The 18,742-nt window shown below is 65.7% G+C and carries 30 protein-coding genes and 2 tRNA genes; 8 read left to right on the top strand and 24 right to left on the bottom strand.

Annotation, left to right across the window (positions count from 1 at the left end):
• Nucleotides 1–19 precede the first annotated feature (19 nt).
• From A9977_RS05910 to A9977_RS05885, 6 genes are all read left to right on the top strand, one after another.
• Entirely contained in the window at nucleotides 20–934 is a 915-nt protein-coding gene (locus A9977_RS05910; protein ID WP_183023948.1) for an alpha/beta fold hydrolase, read from the top strand.
• Nucleotides 935–936: 2 nt separating this feature from the next.
• The gene (locus tag A9977_RS05905; protein ID WP_183023947.1) at nucleotides 937–2,022 is read left to right on the top strand and encodes a tartrate dehydrogenase; all 1,086 of its coding nucleotides are present in this window, start codon (nucleotides 937–939) and stop codon (nucleotides 2,020–2,022) included.
• Between the two features lie 308 nt (nucleotides 2,023–2,330).
• Nucleotides 2,331–2,603, top strand: coding sequence for an HU family DNA-binding protein (locus A9977_RS05900; RefSeq protein ID WP_183023946.1), 273 nt, complete (start codon nucleotides 2,331–2,333; stop codon nucleotides 2,601–2,603).
• 25 nt (nucleotides 2,604–2,628) lie between these two features.
• Nucleotides 2,629–2,704 (top strand) — tRNA-Val (locus A9977_RS05895).
• Between the two features lie 329 nt (nucleotides 2,705–3,033).
• Complete coding sequence (locus A9977_RS05890; RefSeq protein WP_183023945.1) at nucleotides 3,034–4,938, top strand: SurA N-terminal domain-containing protein; 1,905 nt, start codon at nucleotides 3,034–3,036, stop codon at nucleotides 4,936–4,938.
• 28 nt (nucleotides 4,939–4,966) lie between these two features.
• Nucleotides 4,967–5,042, top strand: a tRNA-His gene (locus A9977_RS05885).
• Between the two features lie 99 nt (nucleotides 5,043–5,141).
• Here A9977_RS05885 and A9977_RS34165 read toward each other — a convergent pair.
• The 23 genes from A9977_RS34165 to A9977_RS05775 form a co-directional block, all read right to left on the bottom strand.
• The gene (locus A9977_RS34165) at nucleotides 5,142–6,173 is read right to left on the bottom strand and encodes a tyrosine-type recombinase/integrase (RefSeq protein ID WP_259651830.1); all 1,032 of its coding nucleotides are present in this window, start codon (nucleotides 6,171–6,173) and stop codon (nucleotides 5,142–5,144) included.
• On the bottom strand, nucleotides 6,170–6,406 hold the full coding sequence (locus tag A9977_RS05875; RefSeq protein WP_183023944.1) for a DUF4224 domain-containing protein: 237 nt from the start codon (nucleotides 6,404–6,406) through the stop codon (nucleotides 6,170–6,172). The genes A9977_RS34165 and A9977_RS05875 overlap by 4 nt, the downstream gene beginning before the upstream one ends.
• Nucleotides 6,407–6,698: 292 nt before the next feature.
• Nucleotides 6,699–7,265 (bottom strand): DUF551 domain-containing protein, encoded by a 567-nt coding sequence (locus A9977_RS05870; protein ID WP_183023943.1) that lies wholly within the window; start codon nucleotides 7,263–7,265, stop codon nucleotides 6,699–6,701.
• Complete coding sequence (locus A9977_RS05865; RefSeq protein WP_183023942.1) at nucleotides 7,262–7,510, bottom strand: hypothetical protein; 249 nt, start codon at nucleotides 7,508–7,510, stop codon at nucleotides 7,262–7,264. Before A9977_RS05865 ends, A9977_RS05870 begins: the two co-directional genes overlap by 4 nt.
• Nucleotides 7,507–8,052: a hypothetical protein gene (locus A9977_RS05860; RefSeq protein WP_183023941.1), complete on the bottom strand. Its 546-nt coding sequence runs from the start codon at nucleotides 8,050–8,052 to the stop codon at nucleotides 7,507–7,509. Before A9977_RS05860 ends, A9977_RS05865 begins: the two co-directional genes overlap by 4 nt.
• Nucleotides 8,049–8,306 carry a hypothetical protein gene (locus A9977_RS05855; RefSeq protein WP_183023940.1) on the bottom strand — a complete coding sequence of 86 codons (258 nt, stop codon included), beginning with the start codon at nucleotides 8,304–8,306 and terminating at the stop codon, nucleotides 8,049–8,051. The genes A9977_RS05860 and A9977_RS05855 overlap by 4 nt, the downstream gene beginning before the upstream one ends.
• On the bottom strand, nucleotides 8,303–8,887 hold the full coding sequence (locus tag A9977_RS05850; RefSeq protein ID WP_183023939.1) for a hypothetical protein: 585 nt from the start codon (nucleotides 8,885–8,887) through the stop codon (nucleotides 8,303–8,305). Before A9977_RS05850 ends, A9977_RS05855 begins: the two co-directional genes overlap by 4 nt.
• Complete coding sequence (locus tag A9977_RS05845) at nucleotides 8,884–9,468, bottom strand: hypothetical protein (RefSeq protein WP_183023938.1); 585 nt, start codon at nucleotides 9,466–9,468, stop codon at nucleotides 8,884–8,886. The genes A9977_RS05850 and A9977_RS05845 overlap by 4 nt, the downstream gene beginning before the upstream one ends.
• 9 nt (nucleotides 9,469–9,477) lie before the next feature.
• Nucleotides 9,478–9,708, bottom strand: a complete 231-nt coding sequence (locus A9977_RS05840) for a hypothetical protein (protein ID WP_183023937.1) — start codon at nucleotides 9,706–9,708, stop codon at nucleotides 9,478–9,480.
• On the bottom strand, nucleotides 9,705–10,589 hold the full coding sequence (locus A9977_RS05835; protein ID WP_220811539.1) for a hypothetical protein: 885 nt from the start codon (nucleotides 10,587–10,589) through the stop codon (nucleotides 9,705–9,707). Before A9977_RS05835 ends, A9977_RS05840 begins: the two co-directional genes overlap by 4 nt.
• A complete protein-coding gene (locus A9977_RS05830; protein WP_183023936.1) occupies nucleotides 10,586–10,750 on the bottom strand; it encodes a hypothetical protein in 165 nt (54 codons plus the stop codon). The genes A9977_RS05835 and A9977_RS05830 overlap by 4 nt, the downstream gene beginning before the upstream one ends.
• Before the next feature lie 5 nt (nucleotides 10,751–10,755).
• Nucleotides 10,756–11,427: a hypothetical protein gene (locus A9977_RS05825; RefSeq protein ID WP_183023935.1), complete on the bottom strand. Its 672-nt coding sequence runs from the start codon at nucleotides 11,425–11,427 to the stop codon at nucleotides 10,756–10,758.
• A 32-nt stretch (nucleotides 11,428–11,459) separates the two neighbouring features.
• Nucleotides 11,460–12,146: a YqaJ viral recombinase family protein gene (locus A9977_RS05820; protein ID WP_183023934.1), complete on the bottom strand. Its 687-nt coding sequence runs from the start codon at nucleotides 12,144–12,146 to the stop codon at nucleotides 11,460–11,462.
• Complete coding sequence (locus A9977_RS05815; RefSeq protein WP_183023933.1) at nucleotides 12,143–13,282, bottom strand: RecT family recombinase; 1,140 nt, start codon at nucleotides 13,280–13,282, stop codon at nucleotides 12,143–12,145. The genes A9977_RS05820 and A9977_RS05815 overlap by 4 nt, the downstream gene beginning before the upstream one ends.
• Nucleotides 13,279–14,616 carry an AAA family ATPase gene (locus tag A9977_RS05810; protein WP_183023932.1) on the bottom strand — a complete coding sequence of 446 codons (1,338 nt, stop codon included), beginning with the start codon at nucleotides 14,614–14,616 and terminating at the stop codon, nucleotides 13,279–13,281. The genes A9977_RS05815 and A9977_RS05810 overlap by 4 nt, the downstream gene beginning before the upstream one ends.
• 8 nt (nucleotides 14,617–14,624) lie before the next feature.
• Nucleotides 14,625–14,816, bottom strand: a complete 192-nt coding sequence (locus A9977_RS05805) for a hypothetical protein (protein WP_183023931.1) — start codon at nucleotides 14,814–14,816, stop codon at nucleotides 14,625–14,627.
• On the bottom strand, nucleotides 14,813–14,992 hold the full coding sequence (locus A9977_RS05800) for a hypothetical protein (RefSeq protein WP_183023930.1): 180 nt from the start codon (nucleotides 14,990–14,992) through the stop codon (nucleotides 14,813–14,815). The genes A9977_RS05805 and A9977_RS05800 overlap by 4 nt, the downstream gene beginning before the upstream one ends.
• Nucleotides 14,989–15,153, bottom strand: a complete 165-nt coding sequence (locus tag A9977_RS05795) for a hypothetical protein (RefSeq protein ID WP_183023929.1) — start codon at nucleotides 15,151–15,153, stop codon at nucleotides 14,989–14,991. Before A9977_RS05795 ends, A9977_RS05800 begins: the two co-directional genes overlap by 4 nt.
• Entirely contained in the window at nucleotides 15,150–15,404 is a 255-nt protein-coding gene (locus A9977_RS05790) for a hypothetical protein (protein WP_183023928.1), read from the bottom strand. The genes A9977_RS05795 and A9977_RS05790 overlap by 4 nt, the downstream gene beginning before the upstream one ends.
• The gene (locus A9977_RS05785; RefSeq protein WP_183023927.1) at nucleotides 15,401–15,697 is read right to left on the bottom strand and encodes a hypothetical protein; all 297 of its coding nucleotides are present in this window, start codon (nucleotides 15,695–15,697) and stop codon (nucleotides 15,401–15,403) included. Before A9977_RS05785 ends, A9977_RS05790 begins: the two co-directional genes overlap by 4 nt.
• A 20-nt stretch (nucleotides 15,698–15,717) precedes the next feature.
• The gene (locus A9977_RS34160) at nucleotides 15,718–15,843 is read right to left on the bottom strand and encodes a hypothetical protein (protein ID WP_259651829.1); all 126 of its coding nucleotides are present in this window, start codon (nucleotides 15,841–15,843) and stop codon (nucleotides 15,718–15,720) included.
• Nucleotides 15,840–16,157, bottom strand: a complete 318-nt coding sequence (locus A9977_RS05780) for a hypothetical protein (protein WP_183023926.1) — start codon at nucleotides 16,155–16,157, stop codon at nucleotides 15,840–15,842. Before A9977_RS05780 ends, A9977_RS34160 begins: the two co-directional genes overlap by 4 nt.
• A 374-nt stretch (nucleotides 16,158–16,531) precedes the next feature.
• Nucleotides 16,532–17,008 (bottom strand): tetratricopeptide repeat protein, encoded by a 477-nt coding sequence (locus tag A9977_RS05775; protein WP_183023925.1) that lies wholly within the window; start codon nucleotides 17,006–17,008, stop codon nucleotides 16,532–16,534.
• A gap of 166 nt (nucleotides 17,009–17,174) precedes the next feature.
• Between A9977_RS05775 and A9977_RS05770 the strand changes: the two genes are divergently transcribed.
• The gene (locus tag A9977_RS05770; protein ID WP_183023924.1) at nucleotides 17,175–17,675 is read left to right on the top strand and encodes a pilin; all 501 of its coding nucleotides are present in this window, start codon (nucleotides 17,175–17,177) and stop codon (nucleotides 17,673–17,675) included.
• A gap of 50 nt (nucleotides 17,676–17,725) precedes the next feature.
• Here the strand turns inward: A9977_RS05770 and A9977_RS05765 are convergent, their stop codons facing one another.
• On the bottom strand, nucleotides 17,726–18,445 hold the full coding sequence (locus A9977_RS05765) for a LexA family transcriptional regulator (RefSeq protein ID WP_259651828.1): 720 nt from the start codon (nucleotides 18,443–18,445) through the stop codon (nucleotides 17,726–17,728).
• On the opposite strand from A9977_RS05765, the gene A9977_RS05760 reads away from it, so the two are divergent.
• Nucleotides 18,444–18,740, top strand: a complete 297-nt coding sequence (locus tag A9977_RS05760) for a helix-turn-helix domain-containing protein (protein ID WP_259651827.1) — start codon at nucleotides 18,444–18,446, stop codon at nucleotides 18,738–18,740. The genes A9977_RS05765 and A9977_RS05760 overlap by 2 nt on opposite strands.
• Nucleotides 18,741–18,742: the final 2 nt, after the last annotated feature.

Genomic DNA, 18,742 nt, shown 5'->3' with positions numbered 1-18,742 from the left:
GGCAACGCACAATCGACGCGTGTTCAAAGACTTCACCCCCTTCGACCTGCAACGCGACGGCGTCGCGCTGCACGGCCGCATCGGTGGCCGCGGCCCGGCGCTGCTGCTGCTGCACGGCCATCCGCAGACGCATGCGATCTGGCACCGCGTGGCGCCTGCGCTGGCGGCGCATTTCACCGTGGTGCTGATGGACCTGCGTGGCTACGGCGACTCGGGCCGGCCCGCGGCCGACGCCGAACACATCGCCTACAGCAAGCGCGAGATGGCGCTGGATGCGGTGGCCGTGATGCGGCACCACGGCTTCGATCGCTTCCAGGTGCTGGCCCACGACCGCGGCGCGCGCGTGGCGCATCGGCTCGCAGCCGACCATCCGGCCGCGGTCGAGCGCCTGCTGCTGCTGGACATCGCGCCCACGCTGGCCATGTACGCCAACACCTCCGAGGCCTTCGCGCGCGCCTACTGGCACTGGTTCTTCCTGATCCAGCCGCCGCCGCTGCCCGAGGCCCTGCTGTCCTCCGATCCGGCGCGCTACGTGCGCAGCGTGATGGGCGGCCGGCATGCGGGCCTCGCGCCCTTCGCGCCCGAGGCCCTGGCCGAATACGAACGCTGCGCGGCATTGCCCGGCACGGCCGAGGCGGTGTGCGAGGACTACCGTGCCTCGGCCTCCATCGACCTGGTGCACGACCGCGAAGACATCGCCGCCGGCCGTCGCCTCGCGCAGCCGCTGCGCGTGCTGTGGGGCGAACACGGCGTGGTCGGAAAATGCTTCGACGTGCTGGCGCTGTGGCGCGAGGTCGCCGACGACGTGACGGGCGGCACGCTGCCCTGCGGTCACTACCTTCCCGAGGAAGCGCCCGACGCGCTGCTGCGCGAGGCGCTGGCCTTCTTTCAAAAATCCAGAGACGACAACTCTTCTTCTTCCAAGGACATCTGACCATGAGCACCCATCGCATCGCAGTCATCGCCGGCGACGGCATCGGCAAGGAAACCATGCCCGAGGGCGTGCGCGTGCTCGACGCGGCCGCACGCAAGTTCGGCATCGACCTGAAGTTCGACCACTTCGATTTCTCGAGCTGGGACTACTGCGAGAAGCACGGCAAGATGCTGCCCGACAACTGGAAGGACCAGATCGGCGGCCATGACGCGATCTACTTCGGCGCCGTCGGCTGGCCCGAGAAGATCGCCGACCACATCTCGCTGTGGGGCTCGCTGCTGCTGTTCCGCCGCGAGTTCGACCAGTACATCAACCTGCGCCCCGCGCGCCTGATGCCCGGCATCGTCGCGCCGGTGGTGCGCCGCGACGGCACGCCGCGCCAGCCCGGCGAGATCGACATGTACATCGTGCGCGAGAACACCGAAGGCGAGTACTCGAGCATCGGCGGGCGCATGTACGAAGGCACGTCGCGCGAGATCGTGGTGCAGGAGACCGTGATGTCGCGCATCGGCGTCGACCGCGTGCTCAAGTTCGCCTTCGAGCTCGCGCAGTCGCGGCCCAAGAAGCACCTGACCAGCGCCACCAAGTCCAACGGCATCTCGATCACCATGCCCTACTGGGACGAGCGCGTGGCCGCGATGGCCAAGAACTACCCGGGCATCACGCTCGACAAGTTCCACATCGACATCCTGACCGCGCACTTCGTGCAGCGCCCGGACTTCTTCGACGTGGTGGTGGCGAGCAACCTGTTCGGCGACATCCTGTCCGACCTGGGCCCGGCCTGCACCGGCACCATCGGCATCGCGCCCAGCGCCAACCTCAACCCCGAGCGCACCACGCCCTCGCTGTTCGAACCTGTGCACGGCTCGGCGCCCGACATCGCGGGCAAGGGCATCGCCAACCCGATCGGCCAGATCTGGTGCGGCGCGATGATGCTCGAGTTCCTGGGCCACAAGGACGCGCACGACGCGATCCTGGGCGCAATCGAGAAGGTGCTCGCACCCGACAGCGGCGCGCCGCGCACGGCCGACATCGGCGGCACGGCCGGCACCTCGGACCTGGGCCGCGCGATCGCCGAAGCGCTCTGATCCGCAGCCGTCCGCAGCGCTGCCCGCGCGGCAAGGTGCAAGCCTTGCCGCGCGCTTGCGCCTGTCATCGGTCGGGGTTCATCCCGCGCGATCCCGGAATCCGGGCGAACAGGCCCTAGAATCGCCGTCCCCGCAGGGCGGCACGGGCGCGCGACTTATTGACACCCCGTAGCCCTGTGGTTGTAATCATCGTCGGCGGTCCGCTGCCGACACGTCAGATTCGCCTGCGTATCCGTCGCCGAGTGTTCCGCCGCGAGCCCGCCGTGCATCTGATGAAAACCGATCCACTTTTCCTTTGAGGGGCCCTTGTGAACAAGACCGAACTGATTGAGCACATCGCAAAAAACGCCGACATCTCCAAAGCCGCCGCCACGCGCGCGCTCGAGTCCACCATCGGCGCCATTCGTACAACGCTCAAGAAGGGCAACTCCGTGTCGCTCGTCGGTTTCGGTACTTTCGCGGTGGGCAAGCGCGCGGCACGCACGGGCCGCAACCCGCGCACTGGCGAGGCCATCAAGATCAAGGCTGCAAAAATTCCGAAGTTTCGTCCGGGCAAGGCGCTGAAAGACGCGCTGAACTGAGAGACAATCCTTCGCTGCACAGCGGGGGTGCTTAGCTCAGTTGGTAGAGCGTCGCCTTTACACGGCGCAGGTCGGCGGTTCGAGACCGTCAGCACCCACCACCCGTTTGTGCGTGAATCCATGTGAAAGGGCCCGGAGCGATCCGGGCCCTTTTTCTTTGGGCACGCCACGCAGCGCTTAAACCGCCCCCTGCCGCGAGGCTGATCGCGGGGTGCCCGACCATGCTGATAAAATGGGCAGGCCCCGTCAGGCCGTTCGCAACGCTGGTCGGCCGCCCTGGATGAGTCGTCGATTCGCCGGGCCTGCCAATTCCCTCGCCGGGAGCCAGCCGCGGCGCGAGGCCTTCGGCGTTCACCACCCGGCAACCAGGCGAACAGATGTTCGCCTTTTTGTTTTGCCTTCCGGCATTCGTCACAGAGAGTCTTCAAGCATGTTTGAGTTCTTCCGCAGGTACAACAAGATCGTCATGGGCTTCTTGTTCTTGCTGATCATTCCGTCCTTCGTGCTGTTCGGCGTCGACCGGTACCAGGGCGACCAGAAGGGTGAGAAGGTGGCGCGCGTCGACGGTCATGACATCACCCGCCCCGAGTGGGACCAGCAGCACCGCAACGAGGTCGACCGCATCCGCCGCCAGATGCCCAACGTCGAGCCCGCGGTGCTCGATTCGGATGCCGCGCGCTACGCCACGCTGGAGCGCATGGTGCGCGACCGCGTGCTGGCCGCCGCGGCCGCCAAGTCGAACATGACCGTCTCGGAAGACCGACTCGCCCGCCTGTTCGCCGAAGACACCAGCTTGGCCTCGTTCCGCACCGCCGACGGCAAGTTCGACCGCGAGCGCTTCCAGATGGCCACCGGCCGCACGCCGGAGCAGTACGAAGCCGCGGTGCGTTCCGACCTCGCCACGCAGCAGGTGCTGCTGGGCGTGTCCGGCACGGCCTTCGCAACGCCCGCGCAGGCGCAAGCCACCTTCAATGCCTTCTACGATCGCCGCGAGGTGCAGCTGGCGCGCTTCAACCCGGCCGACTTCAAGGCCAAGGTCACGGTCAGCGATGCCGACATCGAGGCCTACTACAAGGACCATTCGGCGCAGTTCCAGGCGCCCGAGCAGGCCAGCGTCGAGTACCTGGTGCTCGACCTCGATGCCGCGAAGAAGAACATCAATGTGACCGAGGCCGACCTCAAGAGCTACTACGAGCAGAACGGCGCGCGCTTCGGCACGCCCGAGGAACGCCGCGCGAGCCATATCCTGATCACCGCACCCGCGAGCGCCTCCAAGTCCGAGCGCGAAGCCGCGCGCGCCAAGGCCGAGCAGCTGCTGGCCCAGGTCAAGAAGGCGCCCGAGACCTTTGCCGACGTGGCGCGCAAGAACTCGCAGGACCCGGGCTCGGCCGAGAAGGGCGGCGACCTCGACTTCGTCACGCGCGGCGCGATGGTCAAGCCGTTCGAGGACGCGATGTTCGCGCTCAAGAAGGGCGAGATCAGCAATATCGTCGAGAGCGAGTTCGGCTACCACATCATCCAGCTCAAGGACATCAAGCCGGGCGTGCTGCAGCCCTTCGAGCAGGCGCGCGCGACGATCGAGAACGAGGTGCGCGGCCAGCAGGCCACGCAGGAATTCGCCAAGGCCGCCGAGACCTTCACCGACACCGTCTACCAGCAGCCCGACAGCCTTAAGCCGGCCGCCGACGCGCTCAAGCTGACGATCCGCACCGCCGCCAACGTGGCCCGCACGCCGCAGCCTGGCGCGACCGGCCCGTTGGCCAGCACCAACTTCCTGTCGGCGCTGTTCGCGGCCGATTCGCTGTCCCGCAAGCACAACACCGAGGCCATCGAGATCGGCCCCAACCAGCTGGCCTCGGGCCGCGTCGTGAAGTACGAAGCCGCCCATGCGCTGCCGCTGGCCGAGGTCAAGGAATCGGTGCGCACCCTGCTGATCGCGCAGCGCGCCGCGGCACTGGCCAAGGCCGAGGGCGAGGCCAAGCTCGCCGCTTGGCAGGCCACCCCGGCCAGCGCCGCGCTCGGCGCCCCGCTCACGCTGTCGCGCCTCGATGCGCAGTCGCAGCCGCAAGCGCTGGTCGAGGCCGCATTGCGCGCCGATGCCACGCGCCTGCCGGCACTGGTGGGTGTGGACCTGGGCAGCGAAGGCTATGCCGTGGTGCGCGTGGTCAAGGATGTGGCGCGCGTGGCGCCCACGCCCGACGGCGCCAAGCAGGAGAACGCCCAGTTCGTCCAGGTCGTGACGGCGGCCGAGAACCTGGCGTACTACGAGCTGCTCAAGGAACGCTTCAAGGCACAAATTCTCGTGCCGCAGCCCGCCGAGGCTTCCGCACGCTGATTTTCACGTTAGAATAGAAGACTCTTCGGTGGCTGTAGCTCAGCTGGTAGAGTCCCAGATTGTGATTCTGGTCGTCGTGGGTTCGAGTCCCATCAGCCACCCCAAAAAATCTAGAACAGAATCAGGCACTTAGGTGCCTTTTTCTTTGCCCGCAGCAGCCGCAGGGCACTCCGCGACAGGCTACTAATTCCCAAATTGGGAATTCAGAGCGCCTCGCGCCGCACCTCGCGGCTCCGCTCGTACACACCTTCCGTCGTCTTCCGATCGGCATGCAGCTCGGGCAATTCGCCAAACTGCAGCTTGAAATAGGTCGTGTAGTGCGCGCGCAAGTCGTGGAATGTGAAGCGCGTTTCGATGACCTTTTCCTCCAGCGCCTTGTCCATCAGCCGGCCCCACATCGTCTTGAAGCCGCTCTCGGTGTAGGCGCGCCCGGTGCGCGGCGCGGCGAAGACCGGTCCCATCGGCGAGTAGGCAGGCATCGCGCGCATGCGGTCCAGCACCACCCGGAGCGCGTCGCTCATCCCCACGAGCTCCCGCTTCGTCTTCTTGCTGCGCTGCTTTGCGCGCTGCAGGCGGATCACCTCGTCGTCGACCTGCGGCCAATGCAGCGCCAGGAACTCGGCGCGCCGGTTGCCGGCCAGCGCCGAGAACTGCGCCATGCTGGTCAGCACCATCGCACTCGGCCCCTGTTGCAGGGCCCACGCGACGAACGGGTCCAGCTCCTTCTTCTCGACCAGGCGGTCGCGCGATTCCTCTGGGTTGCGGCGCACCTCCTTGCAGGGGTTGCGGTCGACCTCGCCCAGCTCGACGGCCAGGTTGAACAGGTTCGACAGTAGCGCGACCTCGCGGTTGGCCACGATCGGCGCTGACGCGCGCTCGGTGCGCAGGTAGCGCACCACGTGCGGCGGCTTGATGGCCACGGCCAGGCTGTTCTCGAAGACCTTGGCCAGCTGCTTCCAGTTGTCGCGGTACTGCACCTTCGTCGCGTCGGCCAGCCGCTTGAAGTCCGGCCCGAGCTCGTACAGGCGCCACAACCGGCCGATCGTGCCCTGGTCGCTGGCGCGCCCGTTGAGGTCCAGCACCTGCTGCAGCGCGGCCGCGCGGTCGCGTCCCAACGGGATTGGGGCGCCTCCGACGGGGTGATAGCGGTACGCGAAACCGCCATTCTTCAGCGGGCGCGCCTCCATGCGCGGCAGCAGGCCCAGGGCTGAAGCTCGGTCGCGGGGTCGATTCATGCAGGGATGCTCCAGTTCATTCCGGAAGTGTCGGCCTTCGCCGGTGCGCGCGCCGGCGGCGGGATGTCGGCCAGCATGGCCCGCTCCATGGCCGACCGGCCGACCAGCAGTGTGCCGTCGGCGCGGCGCCGGTAGGGTACGCGCATGCGGTCCAGGAAGCGCGCCTGTGCCGCAGGTTGCTTGAGGTGCGTCACGGTGCGCAGCTCTTCGTCTGCGAGGACCAGGTCGCTCATGCCGTACTACCTCCAGGTGGTGAATCGGAAATACCACCCATGGGTGGTACGCCCCCCTTGCTTTTGGATGAGTGGGGTGCGAGGGCTGCAGCAGGCTTCCCGTCGCCGCAGTGCGGGCACCAGTGCGTGCCGTAGCACGGGTCGCCCGCGTCCGGCGTGAAGCCCGGGCGCTCGGTGCCAGGCAGCATGACGGTGCGGCCCAGCGGGCTGCCATAGGGCACATGGCGATGAGGCCCAAGGCCATACGCCGGGAAGCATGGGGCGCCGTCAGGGTCGGTGCAGTACTCGCAGCTCACTTCCCCACCTCCCCGCCAGCCAGAGGCTGTAGAGGGGCGGCAGGGAGAGGCTGCCAGTGCGTCGGGTCGCGGTAGCTCAGTTCTTCGTCCTCCATGTCGAGCCATGCGCCGTCGAAACGGGTGACCGCGTAGCAGCGGTCGTCCACGTCGGACATGCTCGGCTGCCAGAAGGCCAGCACCGCGGTTCCGTCCATTGGTGCGCTGTCGATCGGCCTCCACTCGGGCACCTGCACAGCTTGAGAGCCTGCGACAAGGGTGGCGCAGGAAGAGCAGCGGTAGGGCTTGTACCAGCGCTGGACGGCGGGCGCGAAGCGGCTGTAGCGCTCCTGGGTGATGAACTTGATGTACGCCGAGGTCGTCGCTTCCCAAGCGATTGGCGCGGGATGCCCCTCCTGCTCCCGGAGGCGGGAGGCGAGATAGCTTTCAATGGCATCGTGCGCCGCGTCCACCAGCTTGTCATCGAACCATTGCTGGCCGCCATCCTCCACGGCGCCGGCGCCGCAAGACTCCAGGGCAGTCAGTGCCTGCCGAAGCAGCGCCTGGGTGTCGTGTGCTGCGGTCATGGCTGTTCCTCGGTGTCGTCTGCGGTGCACGTTCGAGCCCTGTTGTCATCGACAAATTGCAGGGCTTTCACTTCGGTTTTCGTCAGCCTGCGAACAGCAGCCTTCTCTCCGCCGAAATGGCTGTCGCGTATGCATGCGCGCAGGCTGCCAGCGGTCTTGTCGACACCGCTACCAACGTCGGTGATTTGAGGAACCTTCACGAGCATCCAGAGCATCGGGGCCCGTTTCTTGATCGTGGTCGTCATGGCTGGCCTTCTTTCTTCGCTGCGCTGGGTGCCTGAGTGGGCGTGATTTGGCTTTGGACCCACGCGCGCATGCGTGCCCATCGACGCTGAGCCACCTCTTCTTCGGAGTACTGGACACGGCGGGGATGGCGATGCGATCCGTACTCTGGATAGAAGGGGCGCACAGGCCCATAGACCTCAACATCGATGTAGTGCCACCCGTCGAGGTGCTCCCCGGCTTCGTCGTTCTCGTAGACGATCTCGCGCACCAGTGCAGGGGCGACGTTGAATGCCTTCGCCACCGCATTCCAGTCCTCGGGGTCGAGCTTCAGCATGTCCAGGCCGCGCACCGCGCCCACCGAGCCCAGCGTGCAGAACTCTCCATCCGCCGTGACCAGCGACTCGGCCGCCAGGGCCTTCGTCGGCATGGCGTCGAGTGCTGCCAGCGTCTCGCGCAGCAGAGCCTGTCCGCGCTTGCCCTTGATGGCCCGTGTGACCGCGCCGCGCCACAGGCCGCCAGTGCCTTCATAGTCGTAGTCGTCGATGTATCCGCTGCGGCTCATTTGGGTTGCTCCGCCTGCAGTGCTGCACTGGGTGCCTGAGTCCGGCCTTGCGCCCGGTCCATGATCTTGAGTTGCGCGATGGATTCCTTGTGGCAGATGGCCATGATTCGGTTTTCGACCGCGCGCATGCGGCCCCCGTGGCTGAGACTGTTCGAGCAAAGGGCAGTGATCGCACCCAGCAGTGCCATGTTGGAGTGAGCCTCCATGGCCGCCTGCGCTGCCTCGCTGGTGATCGTTTCGGGGTAGAGGTTCATTGCTGCTCACCTCCCCGCACAGCAGGGGCCTGGGCTGCAAGGGCCTCAGCGTGGTTGATGTGCTGAAAGTCGACGGCAGGCCGGGCCTTGGCGTCGATGTAGGCCTTGGGCCAAGCGCGATCCACGCCGCGTGCCGCCTCCTGTCGAGCCGCTTCCGCTGCACCGAAGGCGTGGGCCTTGCTCAGGTCGGTGGTGTAGCCCCTGCCGTCCTTCGCCCACCACAGCACATCGTTGCCAACGAATTGCCGGGTGTCTTGCAGATACCAGAGGTCCGCCCCCACCGGCTCTGCCGCATCTGCCTGGGCCTGGGCGCGGGTGGTGATCTTTTCAAAGCCATCAGCGGTCGCACGATAGCTCGCAACCAACTCCACCGTCTCACTGGCGGGGAGTGTGGCCTGGGGTGGGGTGGCGCGGAGGATTGAGGCTTCGAGGCCGTGCCGGCGCAAGTAGTCCAGTGCCTGGTCTGGCAAAGCGTTGTCTGGCGCGGCTTTGCGGAGCGACCGGGCGAGTCTGCGAACCAGCGCCGCCAAGTCGTCCACCGATGCTTGCGGTGTGTCGATCATCCAATCGGGAACGCTCATGATGCCTCCGGGAACAGTTCGTTGAACTTGACCAGCAGGTGGTCTGCCATGTCGATTTGCGCCTCTTGGCGAGCGATGTCTCCGGAAACGTCGATGGACGCGCCGATCTCGGCGGTTAGCAGCAGCCGGAAACTGCGCGCCGCCTCGCTGGGCGCCAGTGGCAGCGGAGCCCCGGCCTGTTGCGCGGGTGCGGCGGCCGGCATCACGAGGCCCAGCGCAGAGAACGCGGTAGCGAAAGCAGACAAGGCAGTTGGACCTGCCCACTGGCGCATGCTCTGCTGGTCACAAAATGGAGCTCGGGTGCGCTTGACGAACCATGCCTTCTCCGCGTTGGCCTCGTCGGTGAGGGCCTCCCATGGCTCCGCGCGATAAAGCTCCCAGCCGCCGCCATTCAGGATTTGCATGACGATCTGAGAATCGGCCAGCGGAGCCCCGGCATTGGGGGCGGTGGCAGCGAGAGCGACGGCGTGCTGGTCGAGCGTCTTGTTGAACAGGTCGCGGAAGTCGGGGCTGACGTGCGACGCGCTCGGGTGGAATTTCAGCGCGGCGATCAGCGCATCTCGTTCATTGGTGTTGGGCATTGGGTTCTTTCAGGCGGAGAGCGCCCAGTTCAGGCAGCCAGCGCTCGAGCACCGGCCAGTGGTGCGGCCGTCGATGGCCGAGACGGTGTATGTAAGCAGGCCCGAGCAGCGCACGCAGCGCATGGAGGCGCGCACGGCCACCGGCGGCACGCCAGCAGTCGCAGCGCAGTGCGTGCGGTAGATTTGGTCCTTCGTGCGCGCTACGGCGCTGGACAGGGCGATGAAACCTGGGGTGGTCATAGCGCTGTCCTTGCGCGCCGCCGGACCTCGGCCTTGCGGTCGAGTCGTTGGCGCCGAGTTGTCGTGGACTCGCCGAACAGGTCGAGACCCAATTGATGAGCTTGCGAATCTTCTGCTGCAGAAACCAGACTGCCGCCATTGGCCTTCGGCATGGTTTCCGTGTTCGTGAAGTCGCAGCAGACGACCTCGCACATGGGGCTCACGCCCTTCCAGTCGCCAATGTAGTAGGCGGTATCGATTCCACAGCTCGGCTGCATCTCGATGCCAGTCTGTTGCCAGAACTTGCGGCACTTGTCGGTCATCTCCTCTCGATAACCGCGCTCCCCCGAGTACCGGAATGGTGCTGACTGCTGTGGCAGGATGAAGACCCCGTGGTCTGCCACCAAGGAGGCGCGCTCGATCACCTTGTATTCGAACTGCCCACCGCTATAGCGACCGGCGAACTGATCGCCTTTGATCGCGCCAAATGGCGGATTGCTGACGGCGAAGTCGTAGCGTCCCAGCTCTGCGGTGAAAACGTCGGCGTGAATCCAGTTGGCCGACGGCACCACGCGGCGCCCGACGGACACGTACTCCTCGCAGAACTCGACGCAGGTAATGTCCGCGTCCTTGTGCTCGCAGGCAAAAGACAGCATGCCGATGCCCGCGCACAGGTCGACCAAGCTGAACCGACCGCTGCCGCAGCACACCTCGATAGACAGGTCGCGGGCAAGGCCGTGAGGCGTGAAGAATGCGCCGGCCAGGGCGTTGAGCTGGCCTTGAGCTTCGAAATAGTGCTCGAGGATGAAGGATCGATCCTCCCAGCTCAGCGTTTTATCGGAATGCACCAGCTCCATAGCCTGCTGGTGCAGCTTCGATTGCTGCTTGGTGAGCTTGGTCAAGCCAGCTCCTCGTGGCTCAGCGCCAGGTGCTCGTCGACGACGGCGCGCACTGTGTCGGTTTCGAGGCCGAGCGACTGGGCCACGGCCGCACATGCCTGGTCGTGGCCGGGCGCCAGCTCGCGTGAGCGGATGTAGGCGGAGATGATCTTGTGCTTGGCCATGAAGATCACTCCTCGCCATCCTTGTGCGCGCCCAGGAACTCTTCCGTCGCGCTCTTCGCAGCCGCGGCCTTCTGCGCCTTGGTGAGCTTCGGCGTGCTCTTGGCGCTGTCGAGCGGGCCGCCGGCCAGGCCCGGGAAGACATCGTCTTCGGTCAGTGGCGCCGACGGCTGCTCGACTTCGGGCATCGTCAGCTTGATCGAGATCTCGCGCTGCTGCAGCACCGACAGCGTGCCGATGATGTGGTCGTCGATGTCGGCCGACGACGAGATCGAGAACTTCACTTCGGCGCTACCACCTTCGATCGGCGTGACGCGCATCTTCCCGACCTTGCAGAGGTTCAGCACGATGGCCGAGACCTCGCTGATGCCGTAGGCGACCTCGACGCGCGCGCCGACCTGCTGGAAGTCCAGCTTCACCGGGTAGTCCATGCCCGGCACGCGGATGTTGGGCATCTCGTCGACGGGCAGATCCATCTCGGTCTGGTCGCCGTCGTCGCCCTGGCGGCGGTCGCAGAACAGGCAGTTGCGCAGTTCCTTCTGGATGGCGGTCAGGCTGCGGTTGTTGGTGTTCCACACCACCGACAAGTCGATGGCCATCACGTCTTCATCGCCGTGCTTCTCGACGCGCGCCTGTACGTTGGCGAGCTTCATGGTGGTGGGTTCAAGGAGTTCGAGCATGGGGGGCTTTCGGTGAGGTGGTGGAGGCCGGGTCAGGCGGTAGCGGGGAAGGGCCAGTTCGCGTCGTTCGCAGGCGCGGTACGGAAGAAGGCCTCGGTGCGTTCGACGGTGGCGCGGAAGGCCATCAGCTTCTCGACCATGTCGTCGATGAACTCGTCATCGCGGTGCACACGCTTGACGAACAGGTCGCGGCCGACACTTTCTAGGTCGGGCACGTACATGATGAAATCGCACCACTTCCGGCCGGTGATCCACATGCCGCCCTGCATCTGGTGGCGGTACTCGGAGATGTCGCCGGTCTCCAGCATCTCGATGATCTTGTCGCTCGCGATCGGGCACTTGATCTCGATCAGGCCGTCGTCGGCCACGAGGCCGTCGGTGCTGTAGCCGAACCAGTCGTCATCGGTTTTGCAGATGCCTGATTCCATGGCCAGCATGCCGCTGCGCGTCTCGTACGCCGCGCGCGCCAGCACTTCCATCTCGTGGCCGCGGTTCAACACCCAGGCCTTCGGCGGCTCGCCGTAGGGCTTGCCGCTGATGCGCTCGATGGCGACGTCGCCGGCGTACTTCTCGGCCGCTGCGGTGGGCTCGCCCTTCTTGCGCTTGGCACCGTCGCGCTGCAGAACGCTGATCGCCTCTGCGAAGCAGCTGGCAGTGATGGCGCCGGCGCGCGCGTGGAGCCACTCGGGCGTCCCTTGTTGGCATTCGATGAATTTCACAGGTCCATCTCCTTCATGAGTTCGTCGTACTTGCCCTGCAGCTCGGCGCGCTGGGCGCCGTTGGTGACGCTCTTGATGAGGTCGGCCGCTTCGTTCAATGCGTCCGGGGTCTTGGCCTTCGTCATGCGTTCCATGACGTGCGCATAGCTGACGACCAGGCCGTCGTCGGGCTTGTCGGAGACGGCGGCATCAGCTGCTGCTGCGGGCGCTGCGGTAGAGACAGGGGCAGCGGGCGCAGCCGGCGTCGACGCCGCGTTGTCCAGGGTTCGGTCCTTGTCCGCTTGGGCTGCGATGCCCTTGAGCCGCGTGTGTTCGGCATCCAGCGTCTTCCGGTTGTCCTTGCCGGTGTCGGTCCAGAACTTCTGATACGCGGCGACGCCGCGCTGGGCTGCAGCCTCGGCGGCGGTCAGCAGTTCGTCGGGGATCGTCGGCTTCACCACCTCGGCCGGGCCCATGTCACGCGGCACCAGGCCGTCGAGCTCGTCGGGCGTGTAGACGCCGAGGATCACGCCGGGCGTGTTCTGGCGTGCCCACTTGCGGATGGCCACGTAGCTGATCTGCTGCTTGGGGTCGGTGGCCCATTGGGTTGAGAAACGGGGAAAGCACTGCGACATGAACACTTCCATGACGCGCGGCTCCTTCTCGCCTTTGAGGCGCAGCTTGCAACGCACGCCGAGGCCTTCTTCATCCTTCTTGCTGTAGGTCGACACGTAGTACTTGCCGCCCTTGTCGGACTTGCGTTCCTCGACCTTGCCGAGCACCTTGCTCCAGTCGCCGATGTACTCATACTCCGGGAAGCCTTCGACCGGTCCGCACTCGGCGACCACAGCGCTGACCAGTTGCGCCTCGTAGCCCAGCGCGCCGCCCTGGCTGACATGCGTCTTCTGCGCCACGGCAAAGGGATTCATGCCCCACTGGGTGGCCTGCATCGTGACGGCCAGGCAGTCGGCAACGTTCTTCTGCAGGTGCTTGGGGATCGTCACCGACCCGTTCGCCATGAGTTCCGCGAACTTGAAGATGCGGTCCATGGCATCGCCATTGAGGATGAGCGCGGCGCTGCTCGTTTGGACCGGCGCCTGGGGCGTCTCGACTACCTGCAATGCCGACGACTCGGCGAACCTCGTAGGGGCGTTCATGCTGCGATTCCTTCTGCTTGGGGGGTGTTGACTGTCTTGACGTGGCCGTCCTCGATGACGATTCCGACCTTTCCGCTGGTGTCGACCTTCTCGACCCAGACCTGGTAGTCGTTGTCGGCGGCCAGCTCGGCGATGGCGCGCATGCTGTCGTCGTCCAGGAGGGAGCCGTCCTGGATGCGGATGACGCGCACCTTCGGGTTGCTGGCCATGGCGATCGATACCGAAACGCGCAGCTGCTCGGCGCTGGAGCACTGGTCGAAGGGCACACCGCGGTAGGTGACGATGCCGTCGCCGAAGCCGAGGCCTTCTACTGGCATCGCGGCGGCGGCGATCGCGTCAGCCTTGTCCTTTTCGCGCGATGCGATGGCTTCCGTGAGCTTCTTGGACTTAGCCTCCAACTCGTCCGCATCGGTCTCGATGGCGGTGCGCTGCTTGAGGACGTGGTCGCGGCTGTCGCGCAGCGCGGTGGCGGCGCGCGCGGCGGTGATCTGCTGGCTGAGCACTGCGACGTCGACCAGCGCGGGAAGGGCGGGCGCCGCGGCCAAGCGCGCCTCGAGCGCTTCGATGTCCTTCATCTGCTCAACGCGCTTGCTGTCCAAGCCGTCGGCCTCGGCGATCAACGCCGCCGCTTGAGCGCGCTTCTCAGTAGCCAGGGCGGAGGCTGCAGCGACCGTGTCGCGATCCGCTGCGACCTGCTGTGCAGCCTTGATGCGCCGCTGTTTCTTCGCCTCGATCTCGACGTTGGTCGCGGCTGCTGTCGCCATCTGCTGCAGCAGCGCCTGCTCGTCCACAGGTTCACCGGCTGGCACGGTAGGCACGACGATGCCGTCGAGCTGGGCGCGTCGCGCCTTCGCGTCGCGATTCACCACCGTGCGCGCATCGAAGTCGGCCTTGTTCAGGCGATCAATCTCCTCGACGTCGATGGACAGCTTGCTGACGCGGCGCAGCTCGTTGAACTGCTGCTTGGCTGCCATGCGCGAGAAGGCCAGCGGGTCGAAGGAGAGCTCGCCCAGCAGCGCGTCGAGCATCTTCTGCGGGCTCGGGAACTTGGCGCCCTCGGCATTGGTGACCGTGAGCGTACTGCCGGCGTCGGTGAACTTGCGCTCGACGATGATCTCGCCCAGGTCCAGACGGATGCGCGCCTTGTTCTGCCCGTTGCGGATCGGCTGCGACTGGATGCCGCTGGTGCCTGCCAGCGCCCACCAGATGCTGTCCAGCACCGAGGTCTTGCCCTGACCGTTGCGGCCCGCGATCGTCACGATCTCACCGGTGGGCGAGATCTCGATGGCCACGAGCTTCTTGATGTTCTCGGCCTTGAGGTTGATGATCTTCATGGTCTTTTTCAGTTGAGGAAGTGGCGAGCCAGCGCGATGACGCCGGACAAGAGGATGGGGGAGGCGACCACCAGGAAGAACCAGACCAAGCGCATGGCGCTCAAGGTTTCGCGGTCTTCCTCGCCGGCGGAGGCGGGCGTGCGAGCGGCTTCGCCGTCCTGCCATTCGTCGAGTTCGGAGGGGGACAGGTCACGGTTCACGGCGTTCCTTTCGATGCGATGCGTTCGGAGAGATCGGTGCGTTCGACGTCACGCGCCGCGGCGGCGGTGTCGAGGGCGGCCTCGAATTCGGTGGGGCCGTCGATCAGCGGGCCGCTTGCGCCGATGAGGAGGGCGAGCAGGGTGCCGAGCAGCCAGCGGAGGAGGACAACGTTCATTCGTCACGCGCCGCGCCGGCGCCCTCGTGTTCGGGATCTCGGGGATGGGGGTTCGCCATGTAGGCGTTGTGCTGGCGGCGTGCAGCCGCGCGCTGGCGGGCCAGGGCCTCGCGCTCGTCGTCGCCCTCGCGGGGCTCGGGGGTGTAGTCGGCGTAGCTCATGCCGGGCTCCGCGCTTCCAGGCGATGGGCGGTCAGCCGCGCTGCGCGGTTGGCCAGGATCACCATGTCGGCGGCTTGCCCGAGGCTTGCGCCAATGGCATGCCGGCGAGCGGCGGCATTGCGCTGCGCGGCGCGAAGGCCATCGGCGGTGCGGTCGGCGAGATCCGCAATGCGGCGCTTCGACTCGGCGGCACCCCAGGCGAGCTTCTCGGCCTCTGTCATGTCGCCATAGCGTTTCGGTGCGGCGCTCACGATGCGCTCCCGGTGGCCTTGGCGATGGCGGCGTCCGCCTGCTTCTCCGCGTCCGACCGTGGGTAGCCAGGCGGTTTGAGGCGCGCGTAACTGGCGCTCAAGCGGAGCAGCGCGGCTTGCATGTCGGGCGCGGCGGCGAACTGGCGCGCCAGCGTGCGTCGCTCGGCGGCGTTGTAGTTGCTGAGTTCGGCGAGCACGACCCCGTTCGCGGCCTGCACTGTGATGCGCGGTGCATCGCCGGGCCGCTTCTCCTCGCGGGCCACGAATGGGCCCGGGGTGCCGTGCAGGTTCATCCCTGCGTGCTTCGCGGCGCTCACAGGAACACCGCCATGACCAGGCCGAACGCAGCGCCCAGCAGCAGCACACCAGCCGCGATCGTGAAGAACACAGCCTCCAGCTCGCGCTTCGTCAGCGCCTCCAGGGATTGGTAGACGGTCATGCGCGGGCTCCAGCTTCGGCAGCGGCGATGCGCGCCACAGCAGCGCGAGCAATGCGCACCGTGCGGCCGCCACGGAAGAAGCCGGCCGCTTCCCACTCCACCACGCGCTTCGAGACCTGCAGCAGGTCTTCGCCATTTGCAGCGATGGCGTTCGCGCGACGGATCGCCGCCATCTGCTTGCTGTGTGCCGTGTCCACCGGCCGGGTAGTTGTCGCCATTTCGATCTCCTCATCCGCTGCCGGGGTGGCTGCGGTGCGGGGTTGATTGTCACGAACGTGATTTATGTTGTCAACACGTTTGTGACTTTCAATCACGAAAAGGAGAGATGAGGGCGAAAAAAAGCCCGCTAGGTGCGGGCAGGCGGGACAGGGCGCTTCTTACGGTTTCGACTTCGGTGAGCTGAGGCCGGCGAGGATGAGCCAGTCAGATTCGTCTTGGCATTGATGCAGGGTCTGCGGGCCGTCGCAGGAGGTCATGAATCGTGCCCGGGCGTTGTATAGCTGGGCTACGGCCTTGCGTGCCCTGGAGTGCTCCGGCGACTTTCCCGTGCTGTTGGAGCATTCATCGATACTGGAGGCGCCGATGATTCGGCATGCTTCCATCGCGGATCGCGCCGCATTTTCTAGGTCCTCGCCTGCGCTTGCAGCCAGTGAAATCGCAAGAGCGAGCCCGGTGATCCAGCCATATCTCACGGCAGGAGGCCCTTCACCTGGTGCGATGCGATCGGGTGGCCCTTAGCAGCGGCCTTGGCAAGCCAAATCAAGGCCAGGTTTTCGTCTCGTTCAACGCCTTCGCCTGCTGCATGCGCAGCGCCCAAGCATTGCATGGCATCGGCATCGCCTTGTTCTGCAGCCAGGCGAAGCCAGTGGACGGCGATCTCGTGCTTCTCATGGCTAGAGAAGATCTGGCCCAAGTCCCGCTGGGCGGCGGGTGAACCTGCGTCGGCATCAAGCAGCACCTCAACATCATCGCCCTGCAGCGGCACGCAGATCAGCGCTGCGACGTCTGTGAGGCAAACCATTGAACGCCCTCGGGCGTCGTCGGCCAAACGCGTGATGCCGCCTTCAGCAAGGCGCCGCTGCCACGTCCTCTTGCTACGTTCGGAAATGATCGCAGCCGTGTCGAGTGAGATGGAGGTTGTCGTGCTTGGCGGGGTGACTGTCATAGGAGCAAGGGGTGACATGGAGCCGTGTCACACGTTGTTGCATGTCACGAGCAGAGTTGATTGTGAACTATTCGGCACACTTTCGGTGTTCGAGGAGCTGGCACGCATGCTGCAGATACATTGGCGTGCCGGGGAGGGTCTCCGGTTTAACAACCCAGGAGTTTCCATGAACCGTCGTTCCATCGCTCGCCGCGCACAAGCCGGCTTCACCCTCATTGAGTTGATGATCGTTGTCGCGATCATCGGTATTCTTGCTGCGGTGGCACTACCTGCCTACCAGGATTACACGAAGCGCGCCAAGGTCACCGAAGGTCTGTCGCTTGCGACATCGGCTAAGACGACAGTCGCAGAGAACGCAGCCGGATCGAAGCCTTACGATTCGGGCTGGGTCGCTCCGAGCGCGACGGCGAATGTGAAGTCGGTAGGTATCAGCCAGACGGATGGCTCGATCACGATCACCTACAACGCGCCCGTGGAAACCGACGCCACCCTCATCCTGCGTCCCTACACCGGCACCGGCGACGGCACCGCTCTTCCTGATTCGAAGACGGCCGGCTATGCTCCGCCTGACGGCAGCATCAACTGGGCGTGTGGTGCCAAGGGCGCAGCGAAGCCAGCTACGGCCGGTACGCTTAACGCAAAGTACGCTCCTGCGAACTGCCGTTAATTTTCGAAGTCCACGCGAAGCCGCCTCCGGGCGGCTTTTTTGCGTCTGCTTCAGCCGTCTTCCCACTTCCCAATGATGATGCCGCAGACAGTGAATTCGTCGCGGATGGGAAGGTGGGCTGGATTCAGAGGCATGAGCCACTTGCGGCCGTCCTCTTCCTTGTAGACCTTGAAGGTCACTTCGTCGGTCCCGCGTAGCTTTGCCACCACGCGGTCGCCGTTGATTGGCGAGCCCCTGTCCGGGTCGACATAGACCATGCAGCCTTCCGGATAGGTCCGGCTGTTGCCATGAGGCGCGGTCATGCTGTCGCCCTTGACGCGCAAAGCGTAGGTGTGTGGACCGTGAGCCACCGGACACGGCATCCAGCGCTCGGCGTCCCCGGGTTGGAACGGATCCGAGGCCTCGCACCAGTCGCCGGCCTGAACCCATGAGACCAATGGCACCAGGCCGCCGCGGTCAGGGCCGGCCTCGACGTTGCTCGTCGCATCCCACTCGCCTCTTCCTGTTTCGACCCAAGCGGGCGCCGCACGCAGCGCGTGCGCGATCGCGTTGAGCTCGCGCGGCTTCTCGCGCAGGCCCGACTCGAGATTCCCGATCGTGCTCGTTGAAACCTTGGCGGCCGCAGCCAGCCCGCCCTGAGTCAGCCCGCGTTGCGCGCGAGCCCATTTGATTCGTTCGCCTATGGTTTTCACGGATGTGATTAGGCCGCCCCATTGCATCACGTTGGTGGTTCGTGCAAAATCACGAACGTGACAAATAGGGACACCCATGGAAACACCTGAACTAAGCATCAACACCACCGCCGAGGGCGTCGAGTCCGAGAGCATGCAAGCGCTGGACGAGGCCATTCGGGTCGCCGGCGGCGTCGGCCAACTGGCACAGCGCGTAGGCGCGGCGGCCAGTGCGCCCAGCATGTGGAAGAAGCGCAAGAGCGTGCCGGCCGAGTACTGCCCGGCCATCGAGCGCGAAACCGGCGTGCGATGCGAGCGCCTGCGCGCCGGCGTCGCCTGGGACGTGCTCCGCATGCAGTCCGGAGTTGAGCCCGCGGACCAGCCCGGCGCCTGACT

Origin of the sequence: Variovorax sp. UMC13, from assembly GCF_014170375.1 — a bacterium.
In the GTDB taxonomy this organism is placed as follows: domain Bacteria; phylum Pseudomonadota; class Gammaproteobacteria; order Burkholderiales; family Burkholderiaceae_C; genus Variovorax.
This window is presented reverse-complemented; position numbering and strand designations above follow the sequence as displayed.